Source organism: Streptomyces sp. NPDC107517, assembly GCF_055582645.1.
In genome coordinates this window covers 1-20,748 of the sequence record NZ_JBVJPM010000010.1, presented here as the reverse complement: position 1 = coordinate 20,748, position 20,748 = coordinate 1, and the positions used below count along the sequence as shown (strand labels likewise).

Below are 20,748 nucleotides of genomic sequence, written 5' to 3'. Positions count from 1 at the left end.
CATGCCCGGAGAGTCATGCCCCTCACGTACGACGTCCGCATCTACAGCATCGAGACCCGCCGCGACCGCCCGAAGCCCTACCGCGTCCGATGGCTGGTCGGTTCCCAGAAGCACTCGAAGAGCTACACCGTTAAAGCTCAGGCAGACGGCCGCCGCTCAGAGTTGATGACCGCCCTTCGCAAGGGCGAGCAATTCGATGTGGAGACGGGTATGCCCGCCTCCGAACTCCGCGCGCTGAATGGCTCCGTGACCTGGTACGAGCACACCCGCGCGTACATCGATCGGAGGTGGGACCGCCTCCCTGCCAAGTCCCGCCGCAATGATGCGGACGCCCTGGCAACCATCACTCCCGCGCTCGTGAAGACGACCGCCGGGCAACCGTCGGCCCGCACCCTCCGCACCGCCCTCTACGGATGGGCGTACAACAAGAGCCGCTGGGATCAGGAGCACCCTCGCGAAGTCACCGACGCTCTGCGCTGGTTGGAGAAGAACTCTCTGCCTGTTGCCGCGCTCGAAGACCCCGGAACGCTTCGCTTGGCGCTCGATGCTCTGTCAACACTGCTCGATGGCTCGCGCGCGGCCGGACGTACGGCGAACCGCAAGCGAGCCTGCCTCAGCGACGCCCTCGGTCTCGCGGTGGAACGTCGGTACTTCACCATCCCCGTGAACCCGTTGACCACGGTGAAGTGGTCGCCTCCAAAGTCCACAGAGGAAGTCGACCCCGCGAGCGTGGCCAACCCTCGACAGGTTCGTGAGCTACTCGCAGGCGTACGCGTGCAGGGCGACCGTGGCGCCCACCTCGAAGCCTTCTTCGGGTGCCTCTACTACGCTGCCATGCGCCCCGCTGAAGCCGTGGCCCTGACCGCGTCGCAGTGCCATCTCCCCCAACGCGGATGGGGTCGTCTCACGCTCCGCGGCGGCATCGTCCACGCTGGCCACGGCTGGACGGACGACGACCGGGCCCACCAGGACCGCCACCTGAAGGCACGAGCGGCCCGAGACTCTCGAGTAGTACCGATCCCCCCGCACTTCGTTTCCATGCTCCGGTGGCACCTCACGCGCTACGGCGCGGCCCCGGACGGTCGGCTCTTCCGGACGAGCCGCGGCGGCGTAATTCAGGACACAGGCTATGGCGAGGTCTGGGCAGAGGCCCGGCATACAGCCCTCTCCCCAACCGAGGCGGCATCGCCTCTCGCCCGTCGCCCGTACGACCTAAGGTGCGCTGGCGTCTCCTTCTGGCTCTTCTCCGGGGTCGACCCAATGGAGGTGGCTCGCAGGGCCGGCCACTCCGTCGCGGTGCTTCTCCGGGTCTACGCGAAGGTTCTGGCTCAGGCGCAGGACCGAGCGAACCGCCAGATCGAGGCTGGCCTGCGGGAATGGGACGGAAACGGCGCCTCCCCCGGGGGACGCCTGGGGGACACGCACTGATCAGGGCCGGGCCACACCCGAGACCTAGCGAGACAAACCTCGCTTTTCGACCACGTTTCAAATCTTGGTGTTCGAGCAAAAAGAAACCCCCTCCGAACTGCGTTTCCGCAGTTCGGAGGGGGTTCTCCACCATGTGGCGGCGCCAGGATTCGAACCTGGGAAGGCTGAGCCGGCAGATTTACAGTCTGCTCCCTTTGGCCGCTCGGGCACACCGCCATGGGTTTGCTGCTTTGGATCTCCGCTGTGGGGCGGTGCTCCGTGGCAACGACGTAAACGATACCTGATGAACGGGGGTGCTTCGCCACCCGATTGATCGGCACCCGGGGGCGGGGTGGTGGCTAGGCTTTGCGGATGCGGCCCAGGGAGCCAGGGCCGTGGATCACGCATCCGGACGCAAGCCGTTTCACAACCCGATACAAGGAGCCACAGGACATGGCCGACTCCAGTTTCGACATCGTCTCGAAGGTCGAGCGGCAGGAGGTCGACAACGCCCTCAACCAGGCCGCCAAGGAGATCTCGCAGCGCTACGACTTCAAGAACGTCGGCGCCTCGATCTCGTGGTCCGGCGAGAAGATCCTGATGGAGGCGAACTCCGAGGACCGCGTCAACGCGATCCTCGACGTCTTCCAGACCAAGCTGGTCAAGCGCGGGATCTCGCTGAAGGCGCTGGACGCGGGAGAGCCGCAGCTCTCCGGCAAGGAGTACAAGATCTTCGCCTCCATCGAGGAGGGCATCTCGCAGGACAACGCCAAGAAGGTCGCGAAGCTCATCCGTGACGAGGGCCCCAAGGGCGTCAAGGCACAGGTCCAGGGCGAGGAGCTGCGGGTCAGCTCGAAGAGCCGCGACGACCTCCAGGCCGTGCAGGCGCTGGTCAAGGGGCACGACTTCGACTTCGCGCTGCAGTTCGTGAACTACCGGTAAGAACAGCGGGTCAGGACGGCGGGCTACCGCAACTGTCGCTGAAGCAGGGGCGATTTCCCTGACGTGATGGTCTGCCGCCGCTCCCGGAGTCTGCGAGGCCGGTGGGACTGGAGTCCCACCGGCCTCGCAGGCATTGAGGTTGTCGCGGCGGCAGAACCCGCACGGTCAGCGCAGGTTCGGCCCTCGAAGTCCGTGTCGGACGTCCGGCGTCCGCTCCTGGCTGCCGGGCTACCGGGCTACCGGGCTACCGGGCTACCGGGCTACCGGGCTACCGGCTACCGGCTACCGGCTACCGGCTACCGGCTACCGGCTACCGGCTACCGCGATGCGAACGGCTGGTCCGTGCGGACGATTTCGCGGCCGAGCGGCATCAGGGAGACCGGGATCAGCTTGAAGTTGGCGATGCCCAGGGGGATGCCGATGATCGTGACGCACTGCGCGATGCCCGTCACGATGTGGGCGAGGGTGAGCCACCAGCCGGCCAGGACCAGCCACAGCACGTTCCCGATGCAGGACGGGGCGCCCGCGTCCTGGCGCTCGATCGTCGTATAGCCGAACGGCCACAGCGCGTACACGCCGATCCTGAACGCCGCGATGCCGAACGGGATTCCGATGATCGTGATGCAGAGGATCAGGCCCGCGAGCATGTAGCCGAGGAACAGCCAGAATCCGCTCAGCACTAGCCAAATGATGTTGAGGATTGTCTTCACGAGTGACGACCTGCCATCTGCTCGAGCCGGGCGATGCGCTCCGCCATCGGCGGATGCGTGGAGAACATCTTGGACACGCCCTGCCCGGGACGGAAAGGGTTCGCAATCATCATGTGGCTTGCGGTCTCGATCCGCGGCTCCGGAGGCAGGGGCAACTGCTTGGTCCCCGCGTCGAGTTTGCGCAGGGCGCTCGCCAGGGCCAGCGGGTCGCCGGTGAGCTGGGCGCCCGACGCGTCCGCCTCGTACTCCCGGGATCGGCTGATGGCGAGCTGAATGACTGTGGCCGCGATCGGACCCAGAATCATGATCATCAGCATGCCGAGCAGGCCGGGGCCGTCGTCGTCGTTCGAACGGCCGACGGGGATCAGCCACGCGAAGTTGACCAGGAACATGATCACCGAGGCGAGGGCGCCGGCGACCGACGAGATCAGGATGTCGCGGTTGTAGACATGACTCAGCTCGTGCCCGATGACACCGCGCAGCTCGCGCTCGTCGAGGATCCGCAGGATGCCTTCGGTGCAGCACACCGCGGCGTTACGCGGATTGCGTCCCGTCGCGAAGGCGTTGGGGGCTTCCGTCGGCGAAATGTACAGACGGGGCATCGGCTGGCGGGCCTGCGTCGAGAGCTCTCGGACCATGCGGTAGAGCGCGGGGGCTTCGAACTCGCTCACGGGGCGCGCGCGCATCGCGCGCAGGGCCAGCTTGTCGCTGTTCCAGTACGCGTACGCGTTCGTCGCGAGGGCGATGCCGAGGCCCACGATCAGCCCCGTACGACCGAAGAAGCTGCCGATGACGATGATGAGGGCGGACAGTCCCCCGAGGAGTACGGCGGTCTTCAGCCCGTTGTGCCGGCGGTGCACGGTACGCCCTCCATGTGGTGCGGCAGGGGAACCCTCTGCTTGCTGGTGCTGGGTGCTTCCACGGTCCAGTGGACCCTCCTGTACTGGTCAACGCCAGACGAGGAGGACGAGTTCCCTTGTGCGCGCGGAGGGCGAGGAGGGCGCGTGTAGGCCGTACGGGTGGGGGGGTGGCCCGCCGGCCGGGGTCAGCGCTGTTCGGGGAGTCCGGCGAGCGCGAGGGCCTCGGGGTCGGCCTTGAGCTCGCTGGTGCAGTGGCAGCAGCGGGTGGCGATGGCGGGGATCTGGCTGAAACAGCGCGGGCAGTCGCGCAGAGCGGCCTTGATGTCGACCGGCTTGCCGCGGTCGAGGCGGGTCTGGAGCTTCATCATCGGGACGACGACGAGGAAGTAGAGCACCGCCGCCGTGATCACGAAGGCGATCGCCGCGGCGACGAACTTGCCGTACGGGAAGTCCGTGCCGTCGACCTGGAAGTGCGCCTTGCTGAAGTCGCCGGTCGAGCTCGTGGCGAGGCCGATGAGCGGGGCGATGAACGCCGTGCTGAAGCCCGTGACGACGGCGGTGAAGGCGGAACCGACGGCAAGGCCGATCGCCATGGTCACGATGTTCCCGCGAAGGATGAAGTCCTTGAACCCGCTCAGCACGGCAGTGTCTCCCTGGTGTACGACGATTGGGGGGTCGCTATGAGGGTGCCTAGAAGAGGCCCGTCGAGGCAAAACGGAGCACCATCTGAGGTGCGCCCGACAGGACGACCCCGATGACGGCGGTGAGCCCGATCGCCGCGGTGAGCGGGGCCGGAATCCGCTGTACCGCCTGCTCGCCCTCGGTGGGGCGGAACAGGGTCGCCGTCCACTGAAGGTAGTAGTAGAGGGCGATCACGACATTGACGGCCATGACGACGGCGAGCCAGCCGAGGCCCGCGTCGACGGCCGCCGAGAAGACGGTGACCTTCGCGAAGAGGCCGATGATGCCGGGCGGAAGGCCCGCGAGGCAGAGCAGGAAGAAGCCGAGGACCAGGGCGGCCAGGGGCCTCGACCGGTACAGGCCGCGGTAGTCGCTGATGCGGTTCAGGGGCTTCGTACGGGCGACGAGTGCGGCCACTGCGAAGGCACCGAGGTTCACGGCGGCGTACATGAGGGCGTACGCGACGGTGGAGCCGATGGCCTTGTCGGCGTCCTTGGAGTAGGCGGCCGCCGCGATCGGGACGAGGAGGTAGCCGGCCTGGCCCACCGAGGACCAGGCGAGCAGGCGTACCGCGCTGTACGCGCGCGTGGCCTGCTGGCGCAGGGCCGCCACGTTGCCCACGGTCATGGTGAGCGCGGCGAGCGCGGCCAGCGCCGGACCCCACACGTCGGCGTAGGACGGAAAGGCGACGACGGTGACGAGGATGATCCCGGAGAAGCCGACCGCCTTCCCGATCACCGACAAGTAGGCGGCGACCGGGAGGGGGGCTCCTACGTAGGTGTCGGGCACCCAGAAGTGGAAGGGGGCGGCGGCGGTCTTGAAGGCGAAGCCGACGAGGGTGAGGGCGACGCCCGCCTGGGCCAAGGTGTGGAACTGCCCGTCGACGTGCGTCAGGGCGGTGGCGATCCTCGTGAGGTGCAGGGTGCCCGTCGTCGCGTAGACGAAGCTCACACCCAGGAGGGTGACCGCGGTCGCCGTGACCGAGGACAGGAAGAACTTCAGGGCCGCTTCGGAGGAGCGCCGGTCGTCACGCTTGATGCCGACGAGGGCGAACGCCGGCAGGGACGCCACTTCCAGGGCGACGACGAGGGTGGCCAGGTCGCGCGAGGCGGGCAGCAGGGCGGCGCCCGCGGCGGAGGACAGGAGCAGGAACCAGAACTCCCCCTCGGGGAGCGCCCTGGGCGTGTTCTTCGCGTCCTTGATGCCGGTGACGGACAGCAGCGCGGTCAGCAGGGCGCCGGCCAGGACGAGGAACTGGATGACGAGCGTGAAGTGGTCGGCCGTGTAGCTGCACGCGGCCTGCTCACCCTTGAGCGTCTTGAGGCAGAAGGTCGAGCGGTCACCGTCCAGGAGCGGCAGCAGCGCGAGCGCGGCGGCGGCGAGGCCCGCGACGGAGACCCAGCCGAGCAGCGCCTTCCTGCGTTCGCCGAGGAACAGGTCCGCGACGAGCACCACGAGGGCGACGACCGCCGCGATGGTGGGCGGCGCGATCGCGAGCCAGTCGACGGACTGGACGAGGGACGCCACGGACGGCGCGGCGACGGCGGTCACTGGATGCCTCCTGCGAGGAGCTTCTGCACGGCCGGGTCGGTGAGGCCGATCAGGGCCGCGGGCCAGAGCCCGCCGACGACGGTGAGGGCGACGAGCGGGGTCCAGGCGGCGAACTCGTAGCCCTGGACGTCGGCGAGCCTCGGCGCCTCGGCCTCGTGCGGGCCCATGCAGACCCGCCGGACGACGGCGAGCATGTACGCGGCCGTGAGCAGGGTGCCGAACGCGGCGATCGCCATGAACGTGAGGAACGCGGGGCGGCTCAGGTCTGCGGCCGGCTTGAACGCCCCGAACAGGGCGAGCATCTCGCCCCAGAACCCGGCGAGGCCCGGCAGCCCGAGGGACGCGACGGCGGCGAAGGCGAGGAGGCCGCCGAGGCGGGGCGCCTTGCCGTAGAGCGCCATGCCGCCCTGCTGGGCAAGTGTGTCCAGGTCCGTGCTGCCCGTGCGGTCCTTGAGGGCGCCGACGAGGAAGAACAGCAGGCCGGTGATGAGGCCGTGGGCGATGTTCGCGAAGAGCGCGCCGTTGACTCCGGTCGGGGACATCGTCGAGATACCGAGCAGGACGAAGCCCATGTGCCCGACGGACGAGTACGCGATGAGGCGCTTGAGGTCGCCCTTGGCTCCGGGCCGTGCGAGCGCCAGGCAGGCCAGGGACCCGTAGATGATCCCGACTACGGCGAACGCGGCGAGGTACGGCGCGAAGGTGTGCATGCCATCGGGCGTGATCGGCAGCAGGATCCGCACGAATCCGTACGTGCCCATCTTCAGCAGCACGCCGGCGAGGAGGACCGAGCCGACGGTGGGCGCGGCGGTGTGGGCGTCCGGCAACCAGCTGTGCAGCGGCCACATCGGCGTCTTGACGGCGAGCCCGATCCCGATCGCCAGAACGGCGGTGACCTGCACGGACGTGCTCAGACCCCGGCCATTGTCAGAGGCGAGTGCCACCATGTCGAATGTGCCGGAGTTGAGTCCGATGAGGAGGAGGCCGAGCAGCATCACGACGGAGCCGAGGAGCGTGAAGAGGATGAACTTCCAGGCCGCCTTGGCCCGTTGCTCACCGCCCCAGCGGGCGATGAGGAAGTACATCGGGATGAGGACCATCTCGAAGGCGAGGAAGAACAGCAGCAGATCGAGCACCGCGAAGGTCGCGAGGGTGCCGGACTCGAGGACGAGGATCAGCGCGACAAATGCCTTGGGGGACGGGCCCGTCGGCATTTTGAAGTAGCTGTACAGCGCGCAGAGGAAGGTCAGCAGCGCGGTCAGGACGAGGAGGGGGAGCGAGATGCCGTCGATGCCGAGGTGGACGCGCACGTCGAGTGCGGGGATCCAGCTGATGTCGGTCGTGGCCTGCATCTTTGACGGGTGGTCATGGTCGAAGCCGAGCGCGAGGACGATCGCGGCGATGAGGATCACGCCGGTCACGGTCACGCCGTGGCGGAGCACGGCCTGGTCGGGGGACTTCCCCTTCAGCCCGGGCGGGGCCGGGAGAAGAGCGGCGGCGGCGCCGACGAGCGGGCCGACGACGATCAGTGCGAGAAGGAACTGCATCACGGATTCGCTGATATCGATCACGGCTGCTCACGCTCCGGCGGTGGCGACGAGGACGACGGCGATCGCCAGGACGACGGTCCCTGCGAGCAGGGCGCTGAGATAGGTCTGCACGTTGCCGGTCTGGGCGCGGCGGACGGCCCGGCCCAGCCAGTTGGGTACGGCGGCGGCGCCGCGCACATAGGTCTCGACGACCTCGCGGTCGAGGAAGCGGACCAGTGAGGCCGCGGCCAGGACGGGCCGGACGAACAGGGCCGCGTAGACGGCGTCCAGGTGGAAGCCGGTGGCCGCGTGGCGGTGCAGCGGGCCGAGCAGGAGACGGCCCGGGTCCGCCGGGTCGGGGGCGTAGGCGATGTCCCCGTACGCGGCCGTGTGGGTGGCGATGGCCTCGGCCTCGATGAGGCCGCCGTCCGCGTCGGGGTGGGCGGCGACGGCGCCGAGCGGGACACGCGCGGCGAGGGCCGTGGTGTGGCGCCAGGCCGCGTAGGTGACGATCCCGCCGACGAGGGCGACGCCCGTGCCGAGGACGGAGGTGGTGAGGGTCGGGGTGAGCGAGCGCCCGTCGAACCAGCCGGGCAGGACGCCCACGGTGAGGCCGAAGGCGAGCGAGGGGATCGCCAGGACCCACAGGACGGCGTTCATCGCGACGGGCTGCCTGCCGTGGTCCGGGGCCTCGGCTCCGTGGCCGCGGAAGGCCAGGAGCCACAGGCGCGTGGCGTACGCGGCGGTGAGCAGGGCCGTGAGGAGGCCGGACACGAGGACGATCCAGCCCGCGGAGGACGGGATCGCCTCGGCGTGGCCGGTGGCCGCGTGCTCGGCGGAGCCGAGGACGGCCTCCTTGGAGAAGAAGCCGCTGAACGGCGGGATCGCCGCGAGCGCGAGGAGCGCCACGGTCATCGTCCAGTAGGCGTCGGGGACGCGGTCGCGCAGGTCCTTCATGCGGGACATGGCGGCGAGCGAGTTCGTGCCGGCGGCGTGGATGACCACGCCCGCCCCGAGGAACAGCAGCGCCTTGAAGGCGCCGTGCGACAGGAGGTGGAAGACGGCGGCGCCGCGGTCGCCGACGGCGAGGGCGCCGGTCATGTAGCCGAGCTGACCGATCGTCGAGTACGCGAGGACGCGCTTGATGTCGTCCTGCGCGAGGGCGGCGAGCGCCGAGCCCGTCATCGTGACGGCGGCCATGACGGCGAGGACAACCAGGGCTGCGCCGGAGGCGACGAAGACAGGGAGGAGCCTGGCGACGAAGTAGACACCGGCGGCGACCATCGTCGCGGCGTGGATCAGCGCGGAGACCGGCGTGGGGCCGGCCATCGCGTCGGGCAGCCAGGTGTGCAGCGGGAACTGCGCGGACTTGCCCGCCACGCCCGCGAGGAGCAGCAGGGCGATCAGCGTGGGGTGGTCGAGGCCGCCGCTCGCGACGGCACCGAGCACCGTCGTGATGCGGAAGGATCCGGCGTCCACGGCGAGCGCGAACAGGCCGATCAGGAAGGGGACGTCGCCGAGCTTGGTGACCAGGAACGCCTTGAGGGAGGCGGCGCGCGCCTCCGGGGTCTCCCAGTAGTGACCGACGAGGAAGTACGAGCAGATGCCCATGACTTCCCAGCCGACGAGCAGCACCATCAGGTCGCCCGAGTAGACGACGAGAAGCATCGCGGAGGTGAAGAGCGAGACGAGCGCGGCGTACGAGGGGTAGCGGGGGTCGTCGCGCAGGTAGGCCGTCGAGTAGGTCTGCACGCACGACGCGACGACGCAGACCAGGACGGCGACGAGCGCGGCGAAGCCGTCGATGTGCAGGGCGAGCTCGATGGGAACCGAGCCCGTCGGGGTGAGTTCGGTGGCCGCGTCGATGCTCCGGCCGCCGCCCTGGCGCACGGCGACGAGGACGGCGAGGGCGAGCGCCGCGAGGGTCGGCAGTACGGCGAGGGGCCGTACGAAGCCGGGGGCGGTGCGGCCCAGGAGCAGTCCCGCCGCGGCGGCGAGGAACGGGAGGAGGGGGACGAGTACGGCGAGGGTCGTGGTGGTCACGCGGTGGCCTCGGCCTTCTCGTCCGCCGCGGTCCGGGCGCCGGTGTCCGCTGCGGATCCGTCCGGTGCGGAGCCGTCGGGTCCGCCGTCGTCCGGGGACTCGGCGGTGTCGCGGAGCTTGTCGATGTCGGAGGTGCCGCGGCCGCGGTACACGGCGAGCACGATCGCCAGGCCGATACCGATCTCGGCGGCGGCGATGGCGATGGTGAACAGGGTCAGCGCCTGGCCGGAGTGGAGGGTGTCGCGGGCCGCCTTGCTGAGCCAGACGTCGAAGGCGACGAGGTTGAGATTGACGGCGTTGAGCATCAGCTCGACGGACATCAGGACCAGGATCGCGTTGCGGCGGGCCAGGACTCCGTACAGGCCCGTGCAGAAGAGCAGGGAGGAGAGAACGGCGGGATAGGCGAGGTGCATCAGCGGTTCCCCTCCCGGGCCTTGGAGTTCATGTCCTGTGTCTTGGTGTTCGTGCCCTGTGCCCCGGCGGTCTTGCGGGACAGGACGATCGCGCCGACCAGGGCCGCGAGCAGCAGGACCGAGAGGGCCTCGAAGGGGAGCACCCAGTGCTGGAAGAGGATCGATCCGGTCACCGCGGTGGTGCCCTGGGGAGCGCCGTCGAGGTCGACCCAGGTGGTACGGAAAGCGTCCACGACGACCCAGACGAGGGCGGCGGCCGCGGCGACGGCGACCGTCAGCGCGGCCCACCGGTTGCCCGAGTCGGCGTCCGGGGAGCGCCCGATGGGCGCCCGCGTGAGCATCAGCCCGAACAGAAGGAGGACGACGACGGAGCCGACGTAGATGAGGACCTGCACCCAGGCGATGAACTCGGCGGTGAGCAGCAGGTACTCGACGGCGAGGCCGCCGAGGGTGACGACCAGCCACAGGGCCGCGTGCACGAGCTGCTTGGTGGTGACGGTGACGATCGCGGCGCCGAAGGTGACCAGGCCGACGAGGAGGAACGCGATCTCGACGCCGGTCGGCGAGAGGAAGCCGTGGGTCTGCGTGGCCGCGGTGGCGGCCGCTGCGACGGGGGTCACGCGGGTCCCTCCTCTCCGGGGGCGGGTTGGTCGGGGGCGGGTTCTTCAGAGGCGGAGCCGGGCGCTTCCGGGGCCGGTGCCTGGGCGGCTGCGGCCTGGGCGGCGGCCAGCTTCTCGGCGGCCTTGCGGGCGGCGGCGAGTTCCTTGGGCTCCTCGGCCGCCGGGTCGAGCGCGGGCGGGGCCGGGACCGTCCACATCCACTCGCGCAGCCGGTCGCGTTCGTGGGTGAGTTCGAGGATGTCCGTCTCCGCGTACTCGAACTCCGGGGACCAGAACAGCGCGTCGAAAGGACACACCTCGATGCAGATACCGCAGTACATGCACAGGGCGAAGTCGATGGCGAAGCGGTCGAGGACGTTGCGGCTGCGCTCGCGGCCGCCCTCGACGGCGGCCGGCACCGTCTCCTTGTGGGAGTCGATGTAGATGCACCAGTCGGGGCACTCGCGGGCGCACAGCATGCAGACCGTGCAGTTCTCCTCGAACAGGCCGATGACGCCACGGGTGCGGGGCGGCAGTTCGGGCTGGACGTCCGGGTACTGCGCGGTGACGGTCTTACGCGTCATCGTGCGGAGGGTGACGGCGAGGCCCTTGGCGAGACCCGCGCCTGGGATGCGGGGCCGGCTGGGCGGGAGTGACTCGGTCACTGGTTGATCGCCACCTTCACGATTCCGGTGAGCGCGATCTGCGCGAGTGCGAGGGGGACGAGGAAGGTCCAGGAGAGCTTCTGGAGCTGGTCCTCGCGGAGACGGGGGTAGGTGACGCGCAGCCAGATCACGACGAACGCGAGGACGGCCGCCTTCAGCAGCGTCCAGACCCAGCCGAGGCCGTCGGCGCCCCACGGCCCGTGCCAGCCGCCCAGGAACAGGACGGTGGTGAGGCCGCACAGGACGACGATCCCGGCGTACTCGGCGAGCAGGAACAGGGCGAAGCGCAGGCCCGTGTACTCGGTGTACGCGCCGAAGATGATCTCGGAGTCGGCGACCGGCATGTCGAAGGGCGGGCGCTGGAGCTCGGCGAGGCCCGCCACGAAGAAGACGAGGGCGCCGACGATCTGCCACGGCACCCACCACCACTCGAAGGCATCGACGATGCCGGGCAGGGAGACGGTGCCCGCGGCCATCGCGACCGAGGCGGCGGCGAGCAGCATCGGCAGTTCGTAGGAGAGGAGCTGAGCGGCGGTGCGCAGGCCGCCCAGGAGGGAGAACTTGTTGGCCGACGCCCAGCCCGCCATGAGCGAGCCGAGCACTCCGACGCCCATGACGGCGAGCACGAAGAAGATGCCGGCGTCGACGACCTGGCCGACCGCGCCCTCGCTCGGGCCCACGGGGATGGCCAGCAGGACGAGGAGGTACGGCAGGAGGGCGACGGCGGGCGCGAGCTGGAAGATGCGGCGGTCCGCGTCGGCGGGAACGACGTCTTCCTTCTGCGCGAACTTCACGCCGTCGGCGACGAGCTGGGCCCACCCGTGGAAGCCGCCCGCGTACATGGGGCCGAGGCGGCCCTGCATGTGCGCCATCACCTTGTGCTCGGTCTGGCCGACGACAAGGGGCAGGACGAGGAAGGCGACGAAGACGACGATGAGCCGCAGAGCGACGTCGAGCACGTCGTTCACTCCGTTCCTCCTGAGGGGGTTTCGGGGGTGTCGGGGCTGTCGGGGGCTTCTTCGGCATCCGGGGTGTCGGGGGTGGCCGGTGCCTCAGCCGGGGCCGTCTCCGGGGTGGCTGGCGCCTCAGCGGCGTCCGGTGCCTCAGGCGTGGGCTCCTCCGGGCCGGCCGGAGCCTCAGGCGTGGGCTCCTCCGGGCCGGCCGGTACCTCAGGCGTGAGCTCCTCCGGCGCGGCCGGTTTCGGCTCGTCGAAGGCCGGGCGGGCGTGGTGCCAGGGCGCGTCGCCGGTGGGGCCGGGCTTGCCCGCGGCGTCCGGCTTGGGCGCGGCGTCCGGCTTGGGCGCCGCAGGTGTCTCAGGCGCCACGGGAGCTGCAGGTTCCTCAGGAGTCACAGGAGCCGCAGGTGTCGCAGGGGTCACCGGCGTCTGCGAAGCCGACCCCTGCGACGCACTCCGCGAACGCCTCGGCGGCGCGGCAGCCGCCGCATCCGTGGCCGGCGGGGCGGCCTGACTGGCCGACCCCTCCCCCGCCGTGCGCGTCCGCCGCACCGGACGATCGCCCGCCGCGCGGCCCGCGCCGCGGGCCGGGCGGGCCGGGGCGGGCGGCAGTTGGCCCTTCAGCGGACCCCACTCGTTCGGATCCGGAACACCCGGCGGCAGCATCTGCCGCCGCTTCGGCCCACCGTGCCCCGCACCCGCCGCAGGCTCCCCCGGCTCCTTGGCCCCCGGCCACGCCTTCACGACGCGCGCCGCAAGCACGAAGTCCTTGCGCAGGGGGTGGCCCTCGAAGCCTTCGGGAAGGAGGAGCGGCACCAGGTGCGGGTGGCCCTCGAAGCGGACGCCGAACATTTCGTGCGTCTCGCGCTCGTGCCAGGCCGCGCCCGCGTACACGTCGACCGCGGTGGCCAGGACGGGGGCGTCGTGCGGCACGGTGGTGCGCAGGAGCAGGCGGCGTACGGGAGACAGGGCGACGACGTGCGCGCAGACGCGGAAGCCCGTGCCGGGCTCGTCGACCGCGCTCAGCCAGTCGAAGTAGGTGCAGCCCAGCGTGGTGCGGGCCGTTTCGAGGGCGGCGGTCCACGTGTCCGCGGGAACGTCGACGGTGAGGACCTCGTACGACTCCTCGGCCGTGGCGTCCGGGCCGAAGAGTTCCTCGACGGGTCGGGGCAGCCAGCCGGTCACCGCTCACCCTCCCCGGAGTCGTCGCGCCCGGGAACCGGCGGCTTCACGAGACCGCTGCTGAGCGCGGCCGCCGAAGGCCGCCCGGCCGCCGCGTCAGCCGACGCGTACCGCTCGCCCAGCGACTCGCGCGCGATCTTCTCCTGAAGCTTCAGGATCCCCTGGAGCAGCGCCTCCGGCCGGGGCGGGCACCCGGGCACGTACACGTCGACCGGGATGATCTGGTCGACGCCCTTGGTGACCGAGTACGAGTCCCAGTACGGGCCGCCGCAGTTGGAGCAGGCGCCGAACGAGATGACGTACTTGGGCTCGGGCATCTGCTCGTACAGGCGCTTCACGGCCGGGGCCATCTTGTCCGTGACCGTGCCGGAGACGACCATCAGGTCGGCCTGGCGCGGGCCCGGTGCGAAGGGGATGACGCCGAGGCGGATGAAGTCGTGCCGCGCCATGGACGCCGCGATGAACTCGATGGCGCAGCAGGCCAGGCCGAAGTTGAAGACCCAGAGCGAATAGCGGCGGCCCCAGTTGAGGACCACCTTCATCGGCTCGGGGGCCAGGCGGGACAGCACGCCCAGCTTCTTCGGGCTGACAGGATCCGGCAGGAGCACGGGCTCCGAGGGGGTCACGTCCATGTGAGGACGCCCTTCTTGTATGCGTACAGCAGGCCCACGGCGAGGAAGCCGAGGAAGATGAACATCTCCACGAGCGTCGCCGCGCCGAACTGCGGATCGGCGAAGACGGTCGCCCACGGGAAGAGGAAGATCGAGTCGACGGCGAAGATCACGTAGAGGAACGCGTAGACGTAGTAGCGGACCTGGGTGTGGGCCCAGCCTTCGCCGACGGGGTCGACGCCGCACTCGTACGTCAGGAGTTTCTCGGGGGTCGGAACGACCGGCCGCAGCAGCCGTCCCGCGCCGAAGGCGACGGCCACGAACAGGACGCCCACGGCGGCGAGCACGCCGACGACGGAGTACGTCTGGAAGTAGTCCGCGGCGACCATGGTCGGTTCCGGCACGTCCGCCCCTCGCTCCGTGGTGTTCGACGATCTGTACGCACGGGAGTCTAGGGCCTGTTAAAGAGACGGTAAGCAGGCGTCCAGGGTTGAGGTGGGGTTATCCCCCGTCGGGTCCGGCAGCCCGCCTCATGGCGCCCCGGCGCCGCGCCGGGCACGCTGTCGCATATGACCGCTCGCATCGTCACCACAGAGCCGGACGCGGACCGCCCGCCGGCCCCGCGCTTCGCCTTCGGCCGGCACACCTGGAAGGAGATCGCGTATCTCCTCAGCAATCTGCCGGTCGCCGTGCTCGGCTTCACGTATGTCGTGACGATGCTGGCCACCGGCGTCGGCCTGGCCGTGACGGTGATCGGCCTGCCCGTGCTCGCGGCAGGTCTGCTCGGCGCGCGTCAGCTCGGGAAGGCGGAGCGCGGGCGGGCCCGCGCGCTGCTCGGGCTGCGCATCGAGGAGCCGAGCCCGCTGCCGCGCACGCGCGACGAGGGCTTCTTCGGCCGGCTGTGGTCCGGCCTCAAGGACCCGGTGGGCTGGCGGGCGATGCTGTACGAGTTCATACGGCTGCCGTGGGGCGTGCTCACGTTCGCGATCACGCTGACCGGGCTCTTCGTGCTGTGGCCGGTACTTCCGTTCATCGTGCGGGGGCTGACCAACGCGGACCGGGCGATGGCGCGGGCGCTCCTGTCGCCCTCGGACGAGCTGGAGCGGCGGATCGCCGAGCTGGAGTCGGACCGCGGCGTCGTCGTCGACACGGCCGCCGCCGATCTGCGCCGCATCGAGCGCGACCTGCACGACGGCGCACAGGCCCGCCTGGTCAACCTCGCGATGGGCCTCGGCCTCGCGAAGGAGAAGCTGCTCGAGGACCCGGACGCCGCTGCCGCCATGGTGGACGAGGCACACGGCGAGGTGAAGCTGGCCCTTCAGGAGCTGCGCGATCTGGCCCGCGGCATCCACCCGGCGGTCCTGACCGACCGCGGCCTGGACGCTGCCCTGTCCTCCGTGGCCTCGCGTTGCACGGTCCCGGTGAAGGTCACGGCCGACCTGCCTCAGCGGCCCGCCGCGGCGATCGAGGGCATCGCGTACTTCACGGTGTCCGAACTGCTCCAGAACGTCAGCAAGCACAGCGGGGCGCGGTCGGCGTCGGTCGACGTGTGGCGCTCCGGGGACCGGCTGCTGATCCAGGTGGGGGACGACGGGCACGGCGGCGCGAGCCTCGACAAGGGCACGGGCATGTCGGGCCTCGCGGACCGGCTCGGCGCGGTGGACGGCCTGTTCGTCGTGGACTCGCCGGAGGGCGGCCCGACGACCGTGACCGCCGAGCTGCCCTGGCGCGACCGCACACCTGCCTGAGAGGCCCGCGGGGGTAGGGAAAACCCCCGGTCCAAGACGCCGACCGGCTCCATGGCCGCGAGGCGCCGCCGCGAGGAGTCTGGACGTACCAGGCGGACGAGCAGAACGGACGGACCCCACCGATGATCACGCCCACGCAGTACGGACAGGGACACGGCTACCGCGACGACGCGGTGGCCGGGGAACGGCGTCACCGTCTCCCGGCCGGACTGCGCGCGCCGTTCGAGGGCCGTACGTTCCGCGAGTTCGGCTATCTGCTCCTGAGCCTCCCGATCAGCATCATCACGTTCGTGTTCGCGGTCACGACGCTGTCGCTCGGCGTCGGCCTGCTGATCACGTTCCTCGGCATCCCCGTGCTGGCCGGCGCCCTCGCCGGGGCGCGCGGGTTCGCCGCGATGGAGCGGGCCAGGGCGCGCGCGCTGCTCGGCATCGACGTCGGCACCCCGGCTCCGCTGCGGCCCCGCGCCCACGGCCCGATGGCGTGGACAGGCGCCTTCCTCAAGAGCGGCGAGTCCTGGCGCAACCTGCTGTACGCGGTCGTGCACTTTCCGTGGGCGGTCTTCGCGTTCAACGTCGCGCTGGTCTTCTGGACGGTCGGCTGGTCCCTGCTCACGTATCCGCTGTGGCAGTGGGTCTTCCCCATGTACGCGGGCCAGGGCGGCATCCAGTTGTACGGCGACGGCGCGCACAACGTGTACCTGGACAACCCCTTCGAGATCACCGTCACCGCGGCCGTCGGCCTGCTGATCACGCTCGCGACGCCGTGGATCATCAGGGCGCTGGCCTCCGTGGACCGGGTGCTGGTGAGCGGACTGCTCGGCCCCTCCCGGCTCGCCACTCGCGTCGTGGAGCTGGAGTCGGACCGCGGCGTCGTCGTCGACACGGCCGCCGCCGACCTGCGCCGCATCGAGCGCGACCTGCACGACGGCGCACAGGCCCGCCTGGTCAACCTCGCGATGGACCTGGGTCTCGCCAAGGAGAAGCTGACCGAGGACCCGCGGGCGGCGGCGCGCATGGTGGACGAGGCGCACGGCGAGGTGAAGACGGCGCTCCAGGAGCTGCGGGACCTGGCCCGCGGCATCCACCCGGCCATCCTGACCGACCGCGGCCTGGACGCTGCCCTGTCCTCCGTGGCCTCACGCTGCACGGTCCCGGTACAGGTCGAGGTCGACCTGCCCGCGCGGCCCGCTCCGGCCATCGAGGGCATCGCCTACTTCACGGTCAGCGAGCTCCTGCAGAACGTCAGCAAGCACAGCCGGGCGACCCGCGCCACGGTCGACGTGTGGCGGGTCGAGGACCGACTGATGCTCCAGGTGACGGACAACGGCGTGGGCGGCGCCGACGCCCGTGCCGGTTCCGGCCTCGCGGGGCTCGCCGAGCGGCTCGACGCCGTCGACGGGATCCTCCTGGTGGACTCGCCACCGGCGGGCCCGACGCGGATCACGGCCGAACTGCCGTGGCGGCGCGCCTGACGACCAGGACACGCGTGTGCGGTGCACCCTCTCCGGGGCGCACCGCACACGCGTGTCCTCCCTCTTCCCGGCCAATCCCGGCGCCACCGCCCAGGGCCGTCCGGATGCTGGGATGCTGGTGACTGTCGAACGGGTGGGACGGGCTGTGGGGGGCCGAGAAACGTGGAGGACAGAGTGCGAGTGGTCATCGCCGAGGATTCAGTGCTGCTCAGGGAGGGCCTGACCCGGTTGCTGACCGACCGCGGGCACGACGTGGTGGCGGGCGTGGGCGACGGGGACGCGCTGGTCAAGACCATCACCGACCTGGCCGCGCAGGACGCGCTGCCGGACGTGGTGGTCGCCGACGTGCGGATGCCGCCGACACACACGGACGAGGGCGTGCGCGCCGCGGTCCTGCTGCGCAAGCAGCACCCGGGGCTCGGGGTGTTGGTCCTTTCGCAGTACGTGGAGGAGCAGTACGCGACCGAGCTGCTCGCCGGTTCCAGCCACGGCGTGGGCTACCTGCTCAAGGACCGGGTGGCCGAGGTGCGCGAGTTCGTGGACGCGGTGGTGCGGGTGGCGCGGGGCGGTACGGCGCTCGACCCCGAGGTGGTGGCCCAGCTCCTGGGGCGCAGCCGTAAGCAGGACGTACTGGCGGGGCTGACTCCGCGTGAGCGCGAGGTGCTCGGCCTGATGGCCGAGGGCCGGACGAACTCGGCGATCGCGCGTCAACTGGTCGTGAGCGACGGCGCGGTGGAGAAGCACGTCAGCAATATCTTCCTGAAGCTGGGGCTGTCCCCGAGTGACGGGGATCACCGGCGTGTTCTGGCGGTGCTCACCTACCTGAACTCGTGACGACCTGACACCCTGTCAGATATGGCGGGAATCGGCCGGCGGACTCCGGGACGCCCCGGAACCGGCTTCCGGGTCGAGCCGGAGCCGACCGGAAGTCGACCCGGATTCGGCCCTAGAACCAAAGGATGAGTGGGCGCGTCTTCGAACAGGGGGCCATGGGGTGGGTAAATCATGACAAACAAGGTCATCAGGGTGTCTCATTGTCACGTCCACCATGCGAACCATCCAGGGAAGGCGACCCTTACCGACGTAGGGTGGGCCATGGAGAGGCCGGTCGGCCGGCCGCTCCCGCAGAGCCGCCTCGAGGGAGGTCCAGTTCAGTGACCAGCCAGGTCAGTAGCCCGGCCGAGCAGGCCGATGGGGCAGTGGTCGGAGAGCAGCGCAAACACGCGAACGACAAGGACGTACGGCGTCTGGACCGGGTGATCATCCGGTTCGCGGGCGACTCGGGCGACGGAATGCAGCTGACGGGTGACCGGTTCACCTCGGAGACTGCGTCGTTCGGAAACGACCTGTCCACGCTGCCGAACTTCCCCGCCGAGATCCGAGCGCCCGCAGGGACACTGCCGGGCGTTTCTTCGTTCCAGCTGCATTTCGCGGACCACGACATCCTCACGCCTGGCGACGCGCCGAACGTGTTGGTGGCGATGAACCCGGCCGCGCTGAAGGCGAACATCGCGGATGTGCCGCGCGGCGCGGAAATCATCGTCAACACGGACGAGTTCACCAAACGGGCGATGCAGAAGGTCGGTTACGAGACCTCGCCCCTGGAGGACGGTTCGCTGGACGGATATCACGTCCATCCGGTGCCGCTGACGACGCTCACGGTCGAGGCGCTCAAGGAGTTCGAGCTGTCCCGCAAGGACGCGGGCCGCTCGAAGAACATGTTCGCGCTGGGCCTGCTGTCATGGATGTACCACCGGCCCACCGAGGGCACGGAGAAGTTCCTCAAGTCGAAGTTCGCGAAGAAGCCGCAGATCGCCGCGGCGAACATCGCCGCTTTCCACGCGGGCTGGAACTTCGGTGAGACGACGGAGGACTTCGCGGTCTCCTACGAGGTGGCGCCCGCCTCGTCCGCGTTCCCGACCGGCACCTACCGCAACATCTCCGGGAACCTGGCCCTGTCCTACGGGCTGATCGCGGCGTCCCGTCAGGCGGACCTGCCGCTGTATCTGGGCTCGTACCCGATCACGCCGGCCTCGGACATCCTGCACGAGCTGTCGAAGCACAAGAACTTCGGCGTGCGCACGTTCCAGGCCGAGGACGAGATCGCGGGGATCGGCGCGGCGCTGGGCGCGGCGTTCGGCGGCAGCCTCGCCGTCACGACCACCTCCGGCCCCGGCGTGGCCCTCAAGAGCGAGACGATCGGACTGGCCGTCTCCCTCGAACTGCCGCTGCTGGTGGTGGACATCCAGCGCGGCGGCCCCTCCACCGGCCTGCCCACCAAGACCGAGCAGGCGGACCTGCTCCAGGCCATGTACGGGCGCAACGGCGAGGCGCCGGTCCCGGTCGTCGCGCCGCGCACGCCCGCCGACTGCTTCGACGCCGCGCTCGAGGCGGCCCGCATCGCGATCACGTACCGCACCCCGGTCTTCCTCCTCTCCGACGGCTACCTGGCCAACGGGTCAGAACCGTGGCGCATCCCCGAGATCGACCAACTCCCCGACCTTCGCACCCAGTTCGCCTCCGGCCCGAATCACACCGAGGCCGACGGCACCGAGGTGTTCTGGCCCTACAAGCGCGATCCGCAGACCCTGGCCCGTCCGTGGGCGATCCCGGGAACGCCCGGTCTTGAGCACCGTATCGGCGGGATCGAGAAGCAGGACGGCACGGGCAACATCTCCTACGACCCGGCCAACCACGAGTTCATGGTCCGCACCCGCCAGGCCAAGATCGACGGCATCGAGGTCCCGGACATCGAGGTCGACGACCCCTCGGGCAGCGCCAACACCCTGGTCCTTGGCTGGGGTTCGACCTACGGTCCGATCACCGCGGCCGTCCGCCGGCTGCGTGCCGCGGGTGACGTCATCGCGCAGGCCCATCTGCGCCACCTCAACCCGTTCCCGAAGAACCTCGGCGAGGTCCTGAAGCGTTACGACAAGGTGGTGATCCCCGAGATGAACCTCGGCCAGCTCGCCACCCTCGTCCGGGCGAAGTACCTGGTGGACGCCCACTCCTACAACCAGGTCAACGGCATGCCGTTCAAGGCGGAGCAGCTCGCCACGGCTCTCAAGGAGGCCATCGATGGCTGACACCGGCACGAAAGGCACAGGCACGATCGAGGCGCTCTCGCTGGTCCCCAAGGCCGAGGCCAAGCAGTCCATGAAGGACTTCAAGTCGGACCAGGAGGTGCGCTGGTGCCCGGGTTGCGGCGACTACGCGATCCTGGCCGCCGTGCAGGGCTTCATGCCCGAGCTGGGGCTGGCGAAGGAGAACATCGTCTTCGTCTCGGGCATCGGCTGCTCGTCCCGCTTCCCGTACTACATGAACACCTACGGGATGCACTCCATCCACGGCCGCGCCCCGGCCATCGCGACCGGACTCGC

19 protein-coding genes, 1 tRNA gene and 1 pseudogene are annotated in these 20,748 nt (G+C 70.1%); 7 read left to right on the top strand and 14 right to left on the bottom strand.

The window, feature by feature from the left end:
* Positions 1 to 15 precede the first annotated feature (15 nt).
* Positions 16 to 1,428, top strand: coding sequence for a tyrosine-type recombinase/integrase (locus tag ACZ67T_RS22885; protein ID WP_469986457.1), 1,413 nt, complete (start codon positions 16 to 18; stop codon positions 1,426 to 1,428).
* A gap of 134 nt (positions 1,429 to 1,562) precedes the next feature.
* On the opposite strand, the gene ACZ67T_RS22880 is transcribed toward ACZ67T_RS22885, so the two are convergent.
* A tRNA-Tyr gene (locus ACZ67T_RS22880) sits at positions 1,563 to 1,644 on the bottom strand.
* Between the two features lie 216 nt (positions 1,645 to 1,860).
* On the opposite strand from ACZ67T_RS22880, the gene ACZ67T_RS22875 reads away from it, so the two are divergent.
* Positions 1,861 to 2,349: a YajQ family cyclic di-GMP-binding protein gene (locus ACZ67T_RS22875; protein WP_100598068.1), complete on the top strand. Its 489-nt coding sequence runs from the start codon at positions 1,861 to 1,863 to the stop codon at positions 2,347 to 2,349.
* Positions 2,350 to 2,666: 317 nt separating this feature from the next.
* Here the strand turns inward: ACZ67T_RS22875 and ACZ67T_RS22870 are convergent, their stop codons facing one another.
* The 13 genes from ACZ67T_RS22870 to ACZ67T_RS22810 all read right to left on the bottom strand — a co-directional run bounded on the left by ACZ67T_RS22870 (position 2,667) and on the right by ACZ67T_RS22810 (position 14,537).
* Positions 2,667 to 3,059 carry a YccF domain-containing protein gene (locus ACZ67T_RS22870; protein ID WP_469986456.1) on the bottom strand — a complete coding sequence of 131 codons (393 nt, stop codon included), beginning with the start codon at positions 3,057 to 3,059 and terminating at the stop codon, positions 2,667 to 2,669.
* The gene (gene htpX / locus ACZ67T_RS22865) at positions 3,056 to 3,919 is read right to left on the bottom strand and encodes a zinc metalloprotease HtpX (protein WP_469986455.1); all 864 of its coding nucleotides are present in this window, start codon (positions 3,917 to 3,919) and stop codon (positions 3,056 to 3,058) included. The genes ACZ67T_RS22870 and htpX overlap by 4 nt, the downstream gene beginning before the upstream one ends.
* 185 nt (positions 3,920 to 4,104) lie before the next feature.
* Entirely contained in the window at positions 4,105 to 4,560 is a 456-nt protein-coding gene (locus tag ACZ67T_RS22860; RefSeq protein WP_469986453.1) for an MscL family protein, read from the bottom strand.
* 49 nt (positions 4,561 to 4,609) lie between these two features.
* Positions 4,610 to 6,151, bottom strand: a complete 1,542-nt coding sequence (locus ACZ67T_RS22855; RefSeq protein ID WP_469986451.1) for an NADH-quinone oxidoreductase subunit N — start codon at positions 6,149 to 6,151, stop codon at positions 4,610 to 4,612.
* Entirely contained in the window at positions 6,148 to 7,722 is a 1,575-nt protein-coding gene (locus tag ACZ67T_RS22850; protein WP_469986449.1) for a complex I subunit 4 family protein, read from the bottom strand. The genes ACZ67T_RS22855 and ACZ67T_RS22850 overlap by 4 nt, the downstream gene beginning before the upstream one ends.
* A gap of 6 nt (positions 7,723 to 7,728) precedes the next feature.
* A complete protein-coding gene (locus ACZ67T_RS22845) occupies positions 7,729 to 9,723 on the bottom strand; it encodes an NADH-quinone oxidoreductase subunit 5 family protein (RefSeq protein WP_469986447.1) in 1,995 nt (664 codons plus the stop codon).
* Positions 9,720 to 10,136: an NADH-quinone oxidoreductase subunit NuoK gene (gene nuoK, locus ACZ67T_RS22840; RefSeq protein WP_469986445.1), complete on the bottom strand. Its 417-nt coding sequence runs from the start codon at positions 10,134 to 10,136 to the stop codon at positions 9,720 to 9,722. Before nuoK ends, ACZ67T_RS22845 begins: the two co-directional genes overlap by 4 nt.
* A complete protein-coding gene (locus tag ACZ67T_RS22835) occupies positions 10,136 to 10,756 on the bottom strand; it encodes an NADH-quinone oxidoreductase subunit J family protein (RefSeq protein ID WP_469986443.1) in 621 nt (206 codons plus the stop codon). Before ACZ67T_RS22835 ends, nuoK begins: the two co-directional genes overlap by 1 nt.
* Positions 10,753 to 11,400 carry a NuoI/complex I 23 kDa subunit family protein gene (locus ACZ67T_RS22830; protein WP_469986441.1) on the bottom strand — a complete coding sequence of 216 codons (648 nt, stop codon included), beginning with the start codon at positions 11,398 to 11,400 and terminating at the stop codon, positions 10,753 to 10,755. Before ACZ67T_RS22830 ends, ACZ67T_RS22835 begins: the two co-directional genes overlap by 4 nt.
* Positions 11,397 to 12,368 (bottom strand): complex I subunit 1/NuoH family protein, encoded by a 972-nt coding sequence (locus ACZ67T_RS22825; protein WP_469986439.1) that lies wholly within the window; start codon positions 12,366 to 12,368, stop codon positions 11,397 to 11,399. Before ACZ67T_RS22825 ends, ACZ67T_RS22830 begins: the two co-directional genes overlap by 4 nt.
* Positions 12,365 to 13,540: an NADH-quinone oxidoreductase subunit C gene (locus ACZ67T_RS22820; RefSeq protein WP_469986437.1), complete on the bottom strand. Its 1,176-nt coding sequence runs from the start codon at positions 13,538 to 13,540 to the stop codon at positions 12,365 to 12,367. Before ACZ67T_RS22820 ends, ACZ67T_RS22825 begins: the two co-directional genes overlap by 4 nt.
* On the bottom strand, positions 13,537 to 14,169 hold the full coding sequence (locus ACZ67T_RS22815; protein WP_469986436.1) for an NADH-quinone oxidoreductase subunit B: 633 nt from the start codon (positions 14,167 to 14,169) through the stop codon (positions 13,537 to 13,539). The genes ACZ67T_RS22820 and ACZ67T_RS22815 overlap by 4 nt, the downstream gene beginning before the upstream one ends.
* Positions 14,160 to 14,537, bottom strand: a complete 378-nt coding sequence (locus ACZ67T_RS22810) for an NADH-quinone oxidoreductase subunit A (protein ID WP_469986796.1) — start codon at positions 14,535 to 14,537, stop codon at positions 14,160 to 14,162. Before ACZ67T_RS22810 ends, ACZ67T_RS22815 begins: the two co-directional genes overlap by 10 nt.
* A 180-nt stretch (positions 14,538 to 14,717) precedes the next feature.
* Between ACZ67T_RS22810 and ACZ67T_RS22805 the strand changes: the two genes are divergently transcribed.
* From ACZ67T_RS22805 to ACZ67T_RS22785, 5 genes and pseudogenes are all read left to right on the top strand, one after another.
* Complete coding sequence (locus tag ACZ67T_RS22805) at positions 14,718 to 15,896, top strand: sensor histidine kinase (protein WP_469986434.1); 1,179 nt, start codon at positions 14,718 to 14,720, stop codon at positions 15,894 to 15,896.
* A gap of 122 nt (positions 15,897 to 16,018) precedes the next feature.
* The gene (locus tag ACZ67T_RS22800) at positions 16,019 to 17,368 is read left to right on the top strand and encodes a sensor histidine kinase (RefSeq protein WP_469986432.1); all 1,350 of its coding nucleotides are present in this window, start codon (positions 16,019 to 16,021) and stop codon (positions 17,366 to 17,368) included.
* Positions 17,369 to 17,542: 174 nt separating this feature from the next.
* Positions 17,543 to 18,202, top strand: a complete 660-nt coding sequence (locus ACZ67T_RS22795) for a LuxR C-terminal-related transcriptional regulator (RefSeq protein WP_469986795.1) — start codon at positions 17,543 to 17,545, stop codon at positions 18,200 to 18,202.
* 320 nt (positions 18,203 to 18,522) lie between these two features.
* Entirely contained in the window at positions 18,523 to 20,454 is a 1,932-nt protein-coding gene (locus ACZ67T_RS22790) for a 2-oxoacid:acceptor oxidoreductase subunit alpha (protein ID WP_469986430.1), read from the top strand.
* Positions 20,447 to 20,748: pseudogene (locus tag ACZ67T_RS22785) on the top strand (2-oxoacid:ferredoxin oxidoreductase subunit beta); the annotation flags it as partial. The gene ACZ67T_RS22790 and the pseudogene ACZ67T_RS22785, both read left to right, overlap by 8 nt.

Bases quoted from the DNA above. Each gene is read 5' to 3' on its own strand.
- ACZ67T_RS22885 (WP_469986457.1), top strand. From the start codon at position 16: ATGCCCCTCACGTACGACGTCCGCATCTACAGCATCGAGACCCGCCGC.
- ACZ67T_RS22810 (WP_469986796.1), bottom strand. From the start codon at position 14,537: ATGGTCGCCGCGGACTACTTCCAGACGTACTCCGTCGTCGGCGTGCTC.
- ACZ67T_RS22875 (WP_100598068.1), top strand. From the start codon at position 1,861: ATGGCCGACTCCAGTTTCGACATCGTCTCGAAGGTCGAGCGGCAGGAG.
- ACZ67T_RS22800 (WP_469986432.1), top strand. From the start codon at position 16,019: ATGATCACGCCCACGCAGTACGGACAGGGACACGGCTACCGCGACGAC.
- ACZ67T_RS22815 (WP_469986436.1), bottom strand. From the start codon at position 14,169: ATGGACGTGACCCCCTCGGAGCCCGTGCTCCTGCCGGATCCTGTCAGC.
- ACZ67T_RS22805 (WP_469986434.1), top strand. From the start codon at position 14,718: ATGACCGCTCGCATCGTCACCACAGAGCCGGACGCGGACCGCCCGCCG.
- nuoK (WP_469986445.1), bottom strand. From the start codon at position 10,136: ATGCACCTCGCCTATCCCGCCGTTCTCTCCTCCCTGCTCTTCTGCACG.